We start from the raw sequence: 13,651 nt of genomic DNA, 5'->3' as shown, positions 1-13,651 counted from the left end.
CGGCTACAGGAGGCTGGCTACAGAAAGTACTCCCAGCGCCGCGCAAGCCATTCGAGCAGCCGGGCCCGCACGCCGCGATCCTTCCACTGCTCGAGCCTCACTTCATGGGAGGCAGATTGGTCGAGGCTGAAGAGCTCTTCCATTTCGTCCGCGAACACGCCGTCGAGCACCAGCACATCGGCTTCGAAGTTATGCACGAAGCTGCGCCAGTCGAGATTCGTCGAGCCGACGCTCGACCACACCCCGTCGATGACCGCAGTCTTCGCATGCAACAGCGCGTCGCGCCGTTCGAAGATACGCACCCCCGCACCCAGCAAGTCCTGATAATGCGAACGACCGGCGTGGAACGGCGCCCAGAAGTCGCTGAACCCCGGCAGCACGAGCCGCACGTCGACTCCCCGTTGCGCCGCGTCGCGCAGCGAGTGCAGGGTGCGTTCGTCCGGCACGAAATATCCGTAGGTCAGCCACGCGCGCTCGCGCGCATGTTCGAGTGCGGACATCAGCGCAACGTACAGTTCGCTGCGTTCCGACACCGGATCGGCGGCCACAAGGCGCATCGCCATGCTGCCGACGGGCTCGGTGAGGCGGTTTTTCGCCTGCCGCACTACCGGAGCCGGGCAGCGCTGGTCGCGCCATGCGTCGTTGAACAGTTCTTCGAACTGCGCCACGACCGGCCCCCGCACCATCACGTGCGTGTCGCGCCATCCCTCGTCGCGCGTCGGGACGCGTCGCTTGCTGCCGAACGAACCGGCGCGATACACGCCGCTGATGTTGATGCCGCCCGTAAAGGCAACTTGCCCGTCGATGACCAGCAGCTTGCGATGGTCCCGGTTGTTGAGGCTCAGTCGCGGATCGCCTGCGAGTTTCAGCGGATTGACTGGGTTGAATTCGCACACTGCGATGCCCGCCGCGGCTAGTCCCTCGAAATAACGGGGAGGGGTTTCGAGCGAGCCGACACTGTCGTACAGGACGCGAACTTCGACGCCCTGCTGCCGCTTCGCCGCAAGCAGACCGGCAAGGCGGTCGCCCTGCTCGCCCGACTCGAGGATGTAGGTTTCAAGATGGACATGGCGCCGCGCTTTCTCGATCGCCTCGAACATCGCCCGGTACGTCGCCGGGCCGTCGATCAGGAGGTGTGCGTCGTTGCCGAGGACCAGCGGCGCTGCGAGGACGTCCTCGACATGCGCGAGATGGTGTACGAGCAGCTCCTTGCCGACCCCGTCGGCTTCGAGCTGTTGTGCAAGCCTGGGCGAGGAATGCGTGCGCACCTCGCCGTCCGCGTGCTGGACGCGAACTTCGACCGAGGTCGGCGAAGCGCGCGCCGCAGGTGGCGCTACGGTGTCGACAGCGGGACCCGTAACGCAGGCCGCGAGCACGAATGGAACAGACAGCGCGCCCCACCCGCTCCCGAAGAATTCGCGCCCGCGGTCGAAGGAAGCGTTTCCGAAGCAGCGTTCAGGACGCCGGCTTGACCCTGATGTCATTCCTGACCGACTTGACGCCAGGGACTTTGCGCGCGATCTCGACCGCACGCTCCGCATCACTGGACTGCGCGACGAAGCCGCTCAGCTGCACCACACCCCGGGAGGTCTCGACGTTCACCTCGCGCGCCTTGACCTGCGGGTCGTCGATCAGTGCGGCTTTCACGCGCGTCGTGATCGTCGCATCGTCGATGTATTCGCCAGTCGATTCGCGTGACCCGCGACCCGCACATGCACTGACGACGGGCAGGGCAAGCGCCGCGAGAGCGGCAGTCAGCATTGTTCTTCTGCTTGTCATTTTCTGTGGTCCTCCGTTCTGGGAAATCACCGGCATCGCCGGAACGACGACACCTTTCACGCTTACCCGGCGCCGAACAGCGCCGCGTTCGCCTCGCCGAAATTCCGGCAAGAGCAACTAGTGCCGGCCGCTGTCCTTTCGTGCTCGCGCATGACAGGAGCCGATATCGGGGTCAGGACGCTGGCGGCGCCTTCAGCGCATTGACCACTTCCTGTACGCCTTCGACCTTGCGGGCAACGGCGTCGGCGCGCGTGATCTGGTTGGCCGGAATGGCCCCGCTCAACGTCACGACGCCGTTTTCCGAGCTGACGCTGATCGAGCCCGCGTCCAGCCCCTCTTCGGCGAGCAGCGCCGTTTTGACCTTCGTCGTAAGGACCGCGTCGTCGACCGCCTGACCGGCGCGGTTGGCGTTCGTCTCCACTCTTTCCGTGGTGTCCGCGGTGGCAGGCGCCGCCCCGGTCGTCGTGCCCGGCTCGGCCGGACGGTCGTCGCATCCTGCGAGGGCCGCAAGGCCCAGGCTGGCAACAAGAATCGGGAATCGAAGCTTCATGAGCAGACCTCCTTTCGATGTCCGCGCTCCGCGCACTCCACCGCAACGGCGCTGCGGTGAGCGCAGGCGCGACGTTCTATTTCTGCATGATCCCGAGGATCAGGGAGATCACTGCGATAACGAGGAAGATGTAGAAAAGGATCTTGGCGATGCCGACTGCACCGCTTGCGATTCCGCCGAACCCGAACAGGGCGGCGACGATCGCGATCACGAGGAATATCGCTGCGTAATACAACATGGGACACCTCCATTCATGCGCAGGGGGAATTTCCCGCTGACGACAGGGAGGAGGCAAACCGCGTGCCCGGAGCGCGGCAGCATCATGGCGTAAATGACATCCGGGAAAATTGCATGATCGCCACCGACGTTGTAACGCTTACATGCACCAACGCGTCCCCCGGACGGGAGGCTGCAGCACCGCTTGAGGCGTTCCGGGCACGGAAGCTGCCTGTCGTGATTACCGCGGCGTGAGCCGCCTGCCTTCAAAGGACGACGATCATGGCCTTATCGACGATACTCCTCATCCTGCTGGTGCTGCTGGTGATCGGCGCGCTCCCTACCTGGGGCTACAGCAGTTCCTGGGGCTACGGTCCGAGCGGACTGCTGGGGGTAATCCTGGTCGTACTTCTGGTGCTGGTGCTGCTCGGCGCTTTATAGAGCATGGAGCGCTCCGGACGCCCAATGAAAACCGGACCCTCTCGAGGGTCCGGTTTCGTGTTGCGGCGCGATTTTTCGTCGTGCCAGCGCAGGCTCCAAGGAGCCCATTAGTGAGTGGAACCGGTGGGTTCCGAAATGCCGCATATCGCTTCGCCCGCAGGCTCGGCGCCTTCGGTGTTTGCGATGTCGGCAAGCGCAACGATCCCCACGAGCCGCTTGTTGCGATCGAGCACGACCAGCCGATGGATCTGCTCGTCACCCATGTTGCGGGCAACGTGAGCGATATCCTCGTCCTCGAAGCAGTATTTGACTTCCTTCGTCATGACGTCACGAACGCGGGTGTCGGGACTCTTCCCGCTCGCAACCGCGCGGACCGTGATGTCGCGGTCGGTCACCATGCCGATGAGCTTTTCGCCATCGTTGACCGGCAGTGCTCCCACGTTCCACTCCGCCATCATGCGGGCTGCGTCCTCGATGGTCTGCTCCGGATCGAGCATTCGCACGTCCATCGTCATTGCCTCGCTTACTTGCATGATTCACCTCCTCAATCAGGAAGCAGGCACCGCCTGCGTCCCTACACAATGCAAAAACGGGGCCCGGAACTCCGGCAGCTCCAGGAGGCCCGTGCGGGCGGGCATGACGTTTGCCTCTCCTGACGATACCTTCCCTTCCCTCTGGAACTCATAATGAAATCAGCCCTGATCGCGATCGGCACTCTTGCCCTGGGCGCCAGCGCCCTGTATTTCCTCGACCCGGCACGCATGCGCGCACGCGTGCGGCGCCTGCCCGTCCCTTATCGCAGTCCGATTTCCATGAAGCAGCGTTCCTCGCCGCCCGCCGAGCCCGGCGAGGTCGAAGAGATCACCGGCACGACCGTGCCGCCGCACTCGGGCTATTGACCGGAGGCTCGCAATCCGTGCTGCCGGCGTCGCTGCGACTGAACGTCGACCTCCTGCCCCAGCCGACCGAGACCACTTGCGGGCCGACCTGCCTGCACGCGGTGTATCGGTACTGGGGCGAGGACATCTCGCTCGATGCGGTGATCAGGCGCACGCGCGCGCTGGTCCATGGCGGCACTTACGCAGTGTTCCTCGCCTGCGACGCGCTCGCGAACGGCTTCGAAGCGACGATCTACACGTACAACCTCACCGTGTTCGACCCGACGTGGTTCCGCGACAAGCTGGACGTTGCCGAGCGGCTGCAGGCACAGCGCGAAGTCAAGGACAACCCGCGCCTGCTGCACGCGACCGAGGGTTACCTCGATTTCCTGCGGCTCGGCGGCCGGTTGCGGTTCACGGACCTCTCGCCGCCGATGCTGCGCGGGCTGTTGCGTCGCCGCCATCCGATCATCACCGGGCTCAGCTCGACGTTCCTGTACCGCACGGCGCGGGAATTCGGCCCGAACGACATTCCGGACGACGTGCGCGGCACGCCGTCCGGGCATTTCGTCATCATCGCGGGCTACGACCGGCCGGCACGCCGGCTGCTCGTCGCCGACCCGTATGGCCCCCATCCGTACGGCGGCATGCGCGAATACTGGATCCGGATGGACCGCGTCATCGCGTCGATACTTCTCGGCATCGTCACCCACGACGCGAACCTACTGGTGATCTCGCCGCGCAAGCCCACGTCTGCCGACCCGGAGCTGCCGTGAATTCACTGATCGTCGTCGAAGACCCCGACGACTGGCCGCTGGGCGAGAGCGGCCCGCCGGTTGTTCCCGCCCGGAGTTACCTGACCGACCCGGCCTACGGCGAAGACCGCTCCGCCCGCGTGTTCAACCTGTGCCAGTCGTTCCACTACCAGAAGCTCGGCTACTACGTTTCGCTGCTCGCCGAGGCGCGCGGACACCGGCCTTGGCCGCCCGCCGGCACGATCGAGGACCTGCAGTCGCAAAACCTCGTACAGGTGCTGACGAGCGAGCTCGCACAGCTCGTCGAGCAGACGCTCGCGCCGCTGAAGTCCGCGCAGTTCGAGCTGAGCGTGTATTTCGGGCTGAACGTCGCGCAGCGCTACAACGTGCTCGCCGGGCAGCTCTTCAAGCTGCTGCAGGTGCCGCTGCTGCGCGCCCGCTTCGAGCGCGTCAAGGGCCACTGGCAGACGCGCTCGATCGACCTCATCGGCATCAACGACATCCCGCCGGAGCATCGGCAGTTCGCATTCGACGCCGCGGCGCGGCACTTTGCGCGGCGCAGCACCGGCCCCCAGAGCGCCGCGCGGCGCTTTCGCATCGCGATCCTGCACAATCCGGAAGAAGCCCACCAGCCGTCCAACGCCCCAGCGCTGCGCAAGTTCGCCGCGGCCGCCACTGCGCTCGGCATGCAGCCCGAGTTCATCCTGCCCGGCGATTTCGGCCGCCTGCCGGAGTTCGACGCGCTGTTCATCCGCGACACCACTTTCGTCCACCATTACACCTACCGCTTCGCACGGCGCGCGAAAGCCGAGGGGCTCGTCGTCATCGACGACCCCGACTCGATCCTCAAGTGCAACAACAAGGTGTACCTGGCCGAGCTGCTCGCCCACCACAACCTGCCGGCGCCGCGCACGCTGCTGATCCACCGCGACAACATCGACCAGATCGTCCCATTGCTCGCGCTGCCGTGCGTGCTCAAGCAGCCGGACAGTTCGTTCTCGGTCGGCGTCGACAAGGTCAGCGATGAAAGGGAACTACGCGCGAAAGTCGCCGAACTGCTCGAGATGTCGGACCTGATCGTCGCGCAGGAGTGGCTGCCGACCGAATTCGACTGGCGCGTCGGCATTCTTGACGGACGGGTGATCTTCGTCTGTAAATATTACATGGCGCATGGCCACTGGCAGATCATCGATCACAACAGCGAAACCGGCCGCAACGAAGGCCCGACCGAAGCGCTCGCGATCGGCGAAGCGCCGGAGGACGTCGTGACGATCGCGCTGCAGGCGGCGAACCTGATCGGCGACGGCTTCTATGGCGTCGACATCAAGCAGAGCGGCAATCGCTGCTGCATCATCGAGGTTAACGACAACCCGAACGTCGACGCCGGCAACGAGGACGGGGTGCTGAAGGACGCGCTCTATCGCGAGGTGATGGGCGTGTTCCTGCGCCGCCTGGAACAGGACCGCAGTGGAGGAAATCCGACATGAGTCCGGAACACCCGACCCACGTCCGCACGAGCCCGCATGGTGCCGGGCAGAGCGGCGAGAGCCGCGCCCCGGTGCTGGATGCGTTCGGCGGCTACGGCGTCGAGATCGAATACATGATCGTCGACCGCGACGGACTCGACGTCCGCCCGATCGCGGATGAATTGCTGTGCCTCGGCGCCGGACATCCTGCCGCCGACGTCGTGCGGGGCGACATGGGATGGTCGAACGAGCTCGCGCTGCATGTGCTGGAGGTCAAGAATCGCGTCCCGTCCGCGACCCTCGACGCGCTGCCCGAAGCTTTCCATGCCGAGATCACCGCGATCAACACGCTGCTCGGGCGGCACGGCGCGCAGCTCCTGCCCGGCGGCATGCATCCGTGGATGGACCCGCACGCCGAAACCCGGTTGTGGACGCACGAGAACTGCACGATCTACAGCACCTACGACCGCATTTTCGACTGCCGCCGCCACGGCTGGGGAAACCTGCAGAGCGTGCACCTGAACCTGCCGTTCGGCGACGATGAACAGTTCGCGCGCCTGCACGCCGCCATCCGCCTGGTGCTGCCGATCCTGCCGGCGCTCGCCGCTAGCTCGCCGATCGCCGACGGGCACCTGACCGGCTTCATGGATTATCGGCTCGAAGTGTATCGCGACCACCAGCGCCAGCTGCCCTCGTCGATCGGCGAGTGCATTCCGCGCCCGAGCGCTTCCCCGGCCGAATACCGCGCGCAGATCCTCGCCCCGATGTACCGCGAGGCGGCCGAATACGGCGACGGCGGCGTGCTGCAGCACGAATGGCTGAACGTGCGCGCGGCGATCCCGCGCTTCGAGCGCAACGCGATCGAGATCCGCGTCCTCGACGTGCAGGAATGCCCGCAGGCAGACTTGGCGATCGCCGCCGTGACCGCGGCCCTGGTGCAGCGTCTCTATGCTTCGTACCACTCCGCTCCCGATGCCGACGCCACGATTCGCACCGCTGCCCTCGTGAGGACGTTTCGCGCGTGCCTGTGCGACGCCGAGCGGACACAGATCGACGACGCGAGCTATCTCGCGCAACTCGGGCTCGACTGCGGCCCCTGCCGGGCGCACGAGCTATGGGCGCGCGTCATCGACCTGCTGGTCGCCGAGGACCGGCTCGCGCCGCGCTGGCACGCACCGCTGCAGCTGATCCTCGAGCGCGGCCCGCTCGCCCGCCGCATCGTCGCCGCGCTCGGCGAGGACGCCGGCCGGCTGCAGATGCGCGAAATCTATCGAGAGCTGGGCGAATGCCTGCGCGACAACCGCCAGTTCGAGGGGACCGCGTAGCGTCCGCGGCAGCGGATGCGGCCGGGAGCGACGGCCGGGTCGCTTTCGTCGTTTCGTGTGAGCACGGCGGCAACCGCGTGCCGGCGCGTTACCGCGAGCTGTTCGCGACGGCGCAGGCGGCACTCGCCAGCCACCGCGGCTACGATCCGGGCGCGCTCACCGTCGCACGCGAGCTGGCGCGGAGGCTGGGTGCGCCGCTCGTCGCGGCGACGACCACGCGCCTGCTCGTCGACCTGAACCGCAGCCCGGGCCATCCCAAACTCCACTCCGAATGGGTTCCCGCGTCGCCCCCCGGCGTCCGCGCGGACATCCGCGCCCGCCACTACCTGCCGTACCGGCGCCAAGTCGAAGAACTCGTCGCCGGCTCGATCGGCCGCGGACAGCGGGTCGTCCATGTCTCGAGCCACAGCTTCACGCCGGTGCTCGACGGCGTCGTGCGCAACGCCGATGTCGGCATCCTCTACGATCCGGGCCGGCCGGGCGAAGTGGCGCTGAGCGCGCGCTGGATCGCGGCGCTTCAGGCGCGCGCGCCGCACGTGAAAGTGCGGCGCAACTACCCCTACCCCGGAAAATCCGACGGATTATGTGCATGGATGCGGCGCCACCACGCTGCCGCCGACTACGTCGGCATCGAACTCGAAGTCAATCAGCGGCATGTCGCGCCCGGGCGCGCCGAGTGGCGCGCGCTGCGGGCTGCGATCATCGCCTCGCTCGCCGAGGCGCTGGAGCTTGAGAAACGCGCTCAGCCCGCAGTCGGCACATGACGACGCGGGGTCGCCGACACGTGACGTTCGTGGCGCTCGGGCACGATCGGGCGGCGCGCACCGCGCGCACCAAGGAGACCGCCACCGGCGCCGGCCAGGAGCGACAGCAGGATCGCCGCGCTCAGCCACGCACTTGCCGCCGACGCAGTCTGAGCGACGTCGATGGGCTCGCCGCCGGCCTGCGCATCGGCTCCGGACGGCGAACGTCCCGTCAGCGCCAACGCCTGCTCGGCGGCACGGTTGGCCTGGTCCGGGTTCATGCCGAAGCGGTTCTGCAGGATATTGACCGCTGCCGCGCGGTCACCGCGTTCGAGGCTCGACAACAGCTCGCCTACGGCCGAGTCGCCGGGCGCTCCGGCTGCCGAAGCTGCCGCCGTCGTCGCCGTATTCGCCGCCATGCCGAACATCCCACCGAGCGCGTTGCCGGTAACCGAACCCGTGAGGATGGCAAAGAACAGCATCGTCGCTCCCCACGACACCACACCGTGCAACATGCCGTCGGAAGTGCGCCGCAGGCCCGACGAGCGGGAAGCCACGTAACCGCCGATGAACGCCGCGATCAGCATGCTGACGGTGTTCCACGTCGCGGCGGCGATCGAGATGCTCTCTCCCTCCGGCCGCTCGCCGGCGCCGACGACGGCAAGACCCGCAGCGATGCCGATCAGGACGAACAGCACATGCACGCCCAAACCGACGGCGAAACCGGCGATGATCGCACTCCAACGGATGCTGTACAGCGGAGTGCCTTCCGGCTCGATGGTTACGCTGCTCACTCGTGCAGGGTCCACGCTTCTGGTTTCCGATCTGATTTCCATGGTCTGTCCTTCCGTTTGTGAGGGTGAAATGCCCGTCCGCAAGCGAACGTGTGATTCCATCAGCAACATCCGTACCGCGTGCGGAAACCCTATCGGGGCAGGCGAAACTCCCCAAAACGGGCGGTCGGGTGACACTCCGGAAGCGCAATTCTTACGCCGCGCTGTAACTTCTACTTACGGCCCTCACACGGAAGTCATTGCTTCGCAACTGTTCTTGCAGCGCTCGCAGGCGAAGATGCATTCCTCCATCTCGTCCAGGTCGCGGCAGCTGCTGATGCACGCATCGCAAATGTCTGCGCAGACTGCGCATACTTGGCGATGCAGCGTCGAGTTGGTCGCCATCACGTTCGCGGCCGTCTGGCAGATCTCCGCGCAAACGATCATCGTGCGTAGATGTTCGGGCTCGACATGGCGGCCGCCTTTCTCGAGACAGTGGCCGGTCGCCATACTGAGGCAGACCATCTGGCAACGCCGGCACAGCTCGATGCAGGCCAGCATTTCAGGCGATAGCGTGGTTTGCTGAGACATCGGAAAATCTCCTTTGGCAAAGGCGCGGCAGTGCCGCCCGTGACGCGGGCCGTTGCAATCGGCGTACCGCGGCCGGTCACGTTCCCGACTGCTCCTTACCCGTTGACGATCTCGCCGCCATTCGGATGCAGCACCTGCCCCGTCATGTAGCTCGAATCGCTGCTGGCGAGGAAGATGTAGCTCGGCGCGACGGCGTCGGGCTGGCCAGCACCGCCCAAAGGCTGCTTTTCGCCGAAATGCTCGACTTTTTCAGCTTCGAAGCTCGCCGGGATCAGCGGCGTCCAGATCGGGCCCGGGGCCACGCCGTTCACGCGTATGCGGCGCTTCGCAAGCGACTGGGCAAGTGACCGCGTGAACGACACGATCGCGCCTTTCGACGCCGAATAGTCGATCAGGTGCGAACTGCCACGGTACGCCGTCACCGACGTCGAGTTGATGATGCAGGCGTCCTCTTTCAGATGCGCCAGCGCGTGACGGGTGAGGTCGAACATCGAGAACAGGTTGGTGCGGAAAGTGCGCTCCAGCTGCTCCCGGGAGATCGCCGCCAAGTCCTCCTGCGGGTGCTGTTCGGCAGCGTTGTTGACCAGGATGTCGAGGCGGCCGAACTTCGCGATCACCTTTTCGACGACGTCCGCGCAGAACGCCTCGTCGCCGACATCCCCGGCCAGCAGCAGGCACTTCGCCCCCTGGGCCTCGATCTGCCGCTGCGTGTGTTCGGCGTCCTCGTGTTCGCACAGGTACACGATCGCGACGTCCGCGCCTTCCTTCGCGAAGCCGATCGACACCGCACGCCCGATACCGCTGTCGCCGCCGGTGACGATCGCGGCTTTACCGGCCAGCTTGCCCGAGCCGCGGTAATGCTTCATTTCGTCTTCGGGGCGCGGCACCATCGGCTCTTCGTGCCCCGGCTGCGTGTCCTGGTGCTGTGCTGGAATCTGCTCAACGGTTGTCTGGTCGCTCATTGCAAGTCTCCGCGTGCGAATCGCGCCACGTCGCGGCCCGCGGCCTGCGATTCATCGGGTGGTCAGCGCGCTTCCCCGAGGACGACCGTCTGCAGCCAGCCGCGGATCTGGCGCACGTGCGCCTTTTCGTTGTCGCGCGCGCTGCGGAACTGGGGCAAGAACTGGTCCTGGTCAGCTTCCGCGGTCAGGCTGATCAGCAGCTCCCAGCTCGCATCGTCGGCAAGCTCGGCGATCAGCATCGCTTCGAGGCAATGCACGAGCGTCGTGCGCGGGTCGGTGAGAACCTGCATCAGGCCGCTGATTGCGACCGCTGAAACCGCCGCGGCGGGTGTCTGCGCGGTCGAGTCCGCGCCGAGCGAATCGAGCGCGGAAGCGAGCACGTGCATGTGCGCCAGCTCGTCGTCGCGCAGGCGCTGCAGATCGTCGACCGAGAACGGCATCCGCTGCTGCGTCGCGAGTGCCGCCGCCTTGTCGATCAGCGCCTGGTAGAGGCGCACGCCGATACGCTCGAAGGCGAGCCGCTCGCCGAGCTTGTCGACCAGCACTTCGGGCTTCCTCGCCCCGAGCTTCGACACCACGGCGGTGAATGCGCTGGTCAGCACGCCCGGCATCGGCACCGAGCCGATGCGTTCGGCTTCGACCGCGTAGTCGCAACGCACGGCGGCCATCTCCTTGCCGTCGGGCATCTCGTCGGGAGCGCTCACTTCCTCCGGCACCCGTTCATCTGCATACAACTGCATGCTGTGGACCGACAGCGGCGAGGATTGCGCACCGGTGCGATTGAAGCCCGGTTCGGTGCCGTCATCCATGATTCTTCCTTCCGCACATTCAGGTTCGTCGAATAACCACCGCAGCAGCGGGTGGATGTCGCGTGTCGAGTTCATGCTGCTTTCAGCGATCGGTTGAGTTCGGTGCCCGACGTCCAGTGATAAGCCGTCGCCACTCGCGTCGAAGGCGACCCGTCGGCGTTGATCCTGCGGCGGTACTCGCGGGATAGGGAACTCTCACGGGCGAGCTTGACGAAATCGACGCCGTTCGCACGCAGGTCGACTTCGGCCGCAAGCACGTCGCGGACGAAGTCGCGCTGGCTCTTGAACTCGAGCGGCGCCGGCAGCGTTCGCGCCAGCACTTCGGCCGGATCGCGCTTCTCGTACTGCCTGAACAGGCCGCACACGTGATGCAGGTGGCCCAGTTCGTAGTCGCAGAAACGCTCCCACATTTCGCGGATGCGCGGATTGCTTTCAGACTGGGCGCAGCTGTAGTAGCCGTAGACCTCGGTGGCCTCATGGAGCAGCCACAGTTCCAGGAAGCTTTGCCGCGGGTCCAGCAGCGAGCCGTACTGTGTCGTGTGCTGCTCCTCGATCGACGCGATCTCCGCGTACAGCTGCCGCGCGACAGGGTCGGCGAACATCGGGCCGATCGTCATGTAATAGTCGTGCGTCTGGTATTCGGCAGCGGTGATCAGGGTCGCGTGCAGCTTCGTCAGGAGTGTGGCGTCACGCCCGTGGGGTAACCGCAGGTCATCGACCGGCGCCCGGTGTCCCTCGACGGTCGGACGGCCCGGGGCGATGTCGGTATGGCCCTGCAGGATATTGTTCGCATCCTTGCCTTCGAGCCGGTCGAGGAGCGCCGAGTAGCGGTAGAGATGGTCGAAATCCTCGAGCAGCCCGAAGCGGTAGACCTGAGCGAGATACGGATCCGGCTCGCGCTGGGCGACCGCTGCGGTCACTTCGACGGCCACCTGTTCGTACGCGATCGTCGTCTCCAGCGGCGAATGATCGGCCGACAACAGCCAGTTCACGGCTGTCGCCTGGTGCTGCTCGATGCGGCGGATCTGGGCGAGCGACTGTCGCAATTCGTTGTTCATCCGCATCCCCATGTGCGACAGCCGCAGCGCGTCGAGCTCGAGCGCGTTCATCAGGAGAATGCGGACGCGCGTGAAAGCCTCGTCGTCGAGCTTGCTGATCGGCTTCCCCGCCATGTCCTTCCACGTCAAAGACTGCTTGTCGATCTGCACCCCTTTGTTTTCCAGCAGGTCCACGGCAATTTCCTCCGGGCGATAAGACTTCGGGAGGCTGGAGCCGGGGAGGCTCGTGCCTCATCATGGGAGAATCGTGCAAATCCCGTGCCTACGGTATCAGCAGGGTCGTCGACCGCGCCGCGCCCTGTGAACGTGGGAATAAAGACCACGTCCCTCTCTTTGCACGCCGTCGCCGCTGCAACGGTCGTGGGAATTTTCTCCACGCTTGCTGTAGAAATTACAGACGCGAGTAGGAAATATGCACCGCTTCTCCTGCAGCGCGCCAACGTCGACAAGTGAAACAACTCTCTCGGCACGCAGGCAAGGAGGTTGCTAAGGTGAATCGTCGTCGCCGCCGTGTTGCGCGATACAAACAACAACAACGGACAGGAGAGTCATCGTGCAAACGATTTCGCCACTCCCCCTCCCCGGCGCGATGCCACGCGTCATCCCGAAAGGTTTCCGGTTCCGGGCAAGGGCGGCGGCGCGCTGCTGTCTGGCAACAAGCGGCGAACCCTGGCGCTTCACGGCCGAGCGGCGACCGCCCGGCTTGGTCGGCATGTCCTTCGGGCTGGCGTTGTTCGCGGCCGCAACCGCGTGCCCGGCGGCGCAGGGCGTCGCTTTGCAGGCCGGAAGCTACGACTCGGTCGATAGCGTCGGAGTGCAGTGGTTGATGCCGGTCTGGTATCGCACCGAATGGAAGAACTGGCGCATCTCCGGCCACCCGGAAGTTCAGTTGAACCTCCTCCGCAGCCACTCGGACAAAGCGGTCCAGGGAGGCGCTTTCGCGACGTTCCGCATCTCTCCGATTCGTACCGGCGCGTACCCGTATCTCGAGGCGGGCCTCGGCCTGAATCTGTTTTCGGAAAAAAAAGTCGGACGCAGGAACCTGTCCACCCGCTTCCAGTTCGGCGAACTCATCGGCGCCGGCGTCGCATGGGGAGGCAGGGCCGGGGGCGAAGGCGAGACGTCAGTGGGCTTGCGGCTGAGCCATTATTCGAATGCCGGGCTGAAGCAACCGAATCACGGCATCGAGGTGTTCCAGCTCACCGTCAGCCATCGCTTCTGACAGGACGGTAATCAAATATAACCGTTACAGCCGTTCGCCCTGAGCCCTTCGACTTGGCTCAGGACAGGCTTGTCGAAGGGCGC

Annotated in this window: 17 protein-coding genes; 7 read left to right on the top strand and 10 right to left on the bottom strand. The window is 65.5% G+C overall.

Annotation, left to right across the window (positions count from 1 at the left end; all coding sequences use genetic code 11):
- Positions 1 to 17 precede the first annotated feature (17 nt).
- The 4 genes from GO608_RS16175 to GO608_RS16160 form a co-directional block, all read right to left on the bottom strand.
- Complete coding sequence (locus tag GO608_RS16175; protein WP_247003217.1) at positions 18 to 1,268, bottom strand: phospholipase D-like domain-containing protein; 1,251 nt, start codon at positions 1,266 to 1,268, stop codon at positions 18 to 20.
- Between the two features lie 187 nt (positions 1,269 to 1,455).
- A complete protein-coding gene (locus GO608_RS16170; RefSeq protein WP_247003215.1) occupies positions 1,456 to 1,761 on the bottom strand; it encodes a BON domain-containing protein in 306 nt (101 codons plus the stop codon).
- A 190-nt stretch (positions 1,762 to 1,951) separates the two neighbouring features.
- Positions 1,952 to 2,329, bottom strand: a complete 378-nt coding sequence (locus GO608_RS16165; RefSeq protein ID WP_169198633.1) for a BON domain-containing protein — start codon at positions 2,327 to 2,329, stop codon at positions 1,952 to 1,954.
- A gap of 76 nt (positions 2,330 to 2,405) precedes the next feature.
- A complete protein-coding gene (locus GO608_RS16160) occupies positions 2,406 to 2,567 on the bottom strand; it encodes a DUF1328 domain-containing protein (protein WP_041646618.1) in 162 nt (53 codons plus the stop codon).
- Between the two features lie 260 nt (positions 2,568 to 2,827).
- Here GO608_RS16160 and GO608_RS16155 point away from each other — a divergent pair, with 260 nt between their 5' ends.
- Positions 2,828 to 2,986, top strand: coding sequence for a DUF3309 family protein (locus GO608_RS16155; protein WP_169198632.1), 159 nt, complete (start codon positions 2,828 to 2,830; stop codon positions 2,984 to 2,986).
- 107 nt (positions 2,987 to 3,093) lie between these two features.
- On the opposite strand, the gene GO608_RS16150 is transcribed toward GO608_RS16155, so the two are convergent.
- Positions 3,094 to 3,519, bottom strand: coding sequence for a CBS domain-containing protein (locus GO608_RS16150; protein ID WP_169198631.1), 426 nt, complete (start codon positions 3,517 to 3,519; stop codon positions 3,094 to 3,096).
- 153 nt (positions 3,520 to 3,672) lie between these two features.
- On the opposite strand from GO608_RS16150, the gene GO608_RS16145 reads away from it, so the two are divergent.
- Genes GO608_RS16145 through GO608_RS16125 form a run of 5 tightly spaced genes read left to right on the top strand, consistent with a single transcriptional unit; the run spans position 3,673 to position 8,174 of the window.
- Positions 3,673 to 3,885, top strand: coding sequence for a hypothetical protein (locus tag GO608_RS16145; RefSeq protein WP_169198630.1), 213 nt, complete (start codon positions 3,673 to 3,675; stop codon positions 3,883 to 3,885).
- Between the two features lie 17 nt (positions 3,886 to 3,902).
- Positions 3,903 to 4,640, top strand: coding sequence for a cysteine peptidase family C39 domain-containing protein (locus tag GO608_RS16140; protein ID WP_169198629.1), 738 nt, complete (start codon positions 3,903 to 3,905; stop codon positions 4,638 to 4,640).
- Positions 4,637 to 6,106, top strand: coding sequence for a RimK family protein (locus GO608_RS16135; protein ID WP_169198628.1), 1,470 nt, complete (start codon positions 4,637 to 4,639; stop codon positions 6,104 to 6,106). Before GO608_RS16140 ends, GO608_RS16135 begins: the two co-directional genes overlap by 4 nt.
- The gene (locus GO608_RS16130) at positions 6,103 to 7,410 is read left to right on the top strand and encodes a carboxylate-amine ligase (protein WP_169198627.1); all 1,308 of its coding nucleotides are present in this window, start codon (positions 6,103 to 6,105) and stop codon (positions 7,408 to 7,410) included. The genes GO608_RS16135 and GO608_RS16130 overlap by 4 nt, the downstream gene beginning before the upstream one ends.
- Positions 7,371 to 8,174, top strand: coding sequence for an N-formylglutamate amidohydrolase (locus GO608_RS16125; protein WP_169198626.1), 804 nt, complete (start codon positions 7,371 to 7,373; stop codon positions 8,172 to 8,174). Before GO608_RS16130 ends, GO608_RS16125 begins: the two co-directional genes overlap by 40 nt.
- Here GO608_RS16125 and GO608_RS16120 read toward each other — a convergent pair.
- The 5 genes from GO608_RS16120 to GO608_RS16100 form a co-directional block, all read right to left on the bottom strand.
- Positions 8,153 to 8,947 (bottom strand): hypothetical protein, encoded by a 795-nt coding sequence (locus GO608_RS16120; RefSeq protein ID WP_247003211.1) that lies wholly within the window; start codon positions 8,945 to 8,947, stop codon positions 8,153 to 8,155. The two genes, GO608_RS16125 and GO608_RS16120, sit on opposite strands and share 22 nt — an antisense overlap.
- 225 nt (positions 8,948 to 9,172) lie before the next feature.
- The gene (locus GO608_RS16115; protein ID WP_169198624.1) at positions 9,173 to 9,517 is read right to left on the bottom strand and encodes a four-helix bundle copper-binding protein; all 345 of its coding nucleotides are present in this window, start codon (positions 9,515 to 9,517) and stop codon (positions 9,173 to 9,175) included.
- A 95-nt stretch (positions 9,518 to 9,612) separates the two neighbouring features.
- Positions 9,613 to 10,479 carry an SDR family oxidoreductase gene (locus tag GO608_RS16110; protein ID WP_169198623.1) on the bottom strand — a complete coding sequence of 289 codons (867 nt, stop codon included), beginning with the start codon at positions 10,477 to 10,479 and terminating at the stop codon, positions 9,613 to 9,615.
- Between the two features lie 62 nt (positions 10,480 to 10,541).
- Positions 10,542 to 11,288, bottom strand: a complete 747-nt coding sequence (locus GO608_RS16105) for a ferritin-like domain-containing protein (protein WP_169198622.1) — start codon at positions 11,286 to 11,288, stop codon at positions 10,542 to 10,544.
- 71 nt (positions 11,289 to 11,359) lie between these two features.
- Entirely contained in the window at positions 11,360 to 12,520 is a 1,161-nt protein-coding gene (locus GO608_RS16100) for a hypothetical protein (protein WP_169198621.1), read from the bottom strand.
- Between the two features lie 379 nt (positions 12,521 to 12,899).
- Here GO608_RS16100 and GO608_RS16095 point away from each other — a divergent pair, with 379 nt between their 5' ends.
- The gene (locus tag GO608_RS16095) at positions 12,900 to 13,568 is read left to right on the top strand and encodes an acyloxyacyl hydrolase (RefSeq protein ID WP_247003210.1); all 669 of its coding nucleotides are present in this window, start codon (positions 12,900 to 12,902) and stop codon (positions 13,566 to 13,568) included.
- The last annotated feature ends 83 nt before the right edge of the window (positions 13,569 to 13,651 follow it).

It is taken from the genome of Aromatoleum buckelii (assembly GCF_012910785.2).
GTDB classification, from domain to species: domain Bacteria; phylum Pseudomonadota; class Gammaproteobacteria; order Burkholderiales; family Rhodocyclaceae; genus Aromatoleum; species Aromatoleum buckelii.
This window is presented reverse-complemented; position numbering and strand designations above follow the sequence as displayed.

What these genes read in the sequence shown, in the direction of transcription:
- GO608_RS16170 (WP_247003215.1), bottom strand. Translation starts at nt 1,761, where the DNA reads ATGCTGACTGCCGCTCTCGCGGCGCTTGCCCTGCCCGTCGTCAGTGCA.
- GO608_RS16165 (WP_169198633.1), bottom strand. Translation starts at nt 2,329, where the DNA reads ATGAAGCTTCGATTCCCGATTCTTGTTGCCAGCCTGGGCCTTGCGGCC.
- GO608_RS16160 (WP_041646618.1), bottom strand. Translation starts at nt 2,567, where the DNA reads ATGTTGTATTACGCAGCGATATTCCTCGTGATCGCGATCGTCGCCGCC.
- GO608_RS16155 (WP_169198632.1), top strand. Translation starts at nt 2,828, where the DNA reads ATGGCCTTATCGACGATACTCCTCATCCTGCTGGTGCTGCTGGTGATC.
- GO608_RS16150 (WP_169198631.1), bottom strand. Translation starts at nt 3,519, where the DNA reads ATGCAAGTAAGCGAGGCAATGACGATGGACGTGCGAATGCTCGATCCG.
- GO608_RS16145 (WP_169198630.1), top strand. Translation starts at nt 3,673, where the DNA reads ATGAAATCAGCCCTGATCGCGATCGGCACTCTTGCCCTGGGCGCCAGC.
- GO608_RS16130 (WP_169198627.1), top strand. Translation starts at nt 6,103, where the DNA reads ATGAGTCCGGAACACCCGACCCACGTCCGCACGAGCCCGCATGGTGCC.
- GO608_RS16125 (WP_169198626.1), top strand. Translation starts at nt 7,371, where the DNA reads ATGCCTGCGCGACAACCGCCAGTTCGAGGGGACCGCGTAGCGTCCGCG.
- GO608_RS16115 (WP_169198624.1), bottom strand. Translation starts at nt 9,517, where the DNA reads ATGTCTCAGCAAACCACGCTATCGCCTGAAATGCTGGCCTGCATCGAG.
- GO608_RS16110 (WP_169198623.1), bottom strand. Translation starts at nt 10,479, where the DNA reads ATGAGCGACCAGACAACCGTTGAGCAGATTCCAGCACAGCACCAGGAC.
- GO608_RS16105 (WP_169198622.1), bottom strand. Translation starts at nt 11,288, where the DNA reads ATGGATGACGGCACCGAACCGGGCTTCAATCGCACCGGTGCGCAATCC.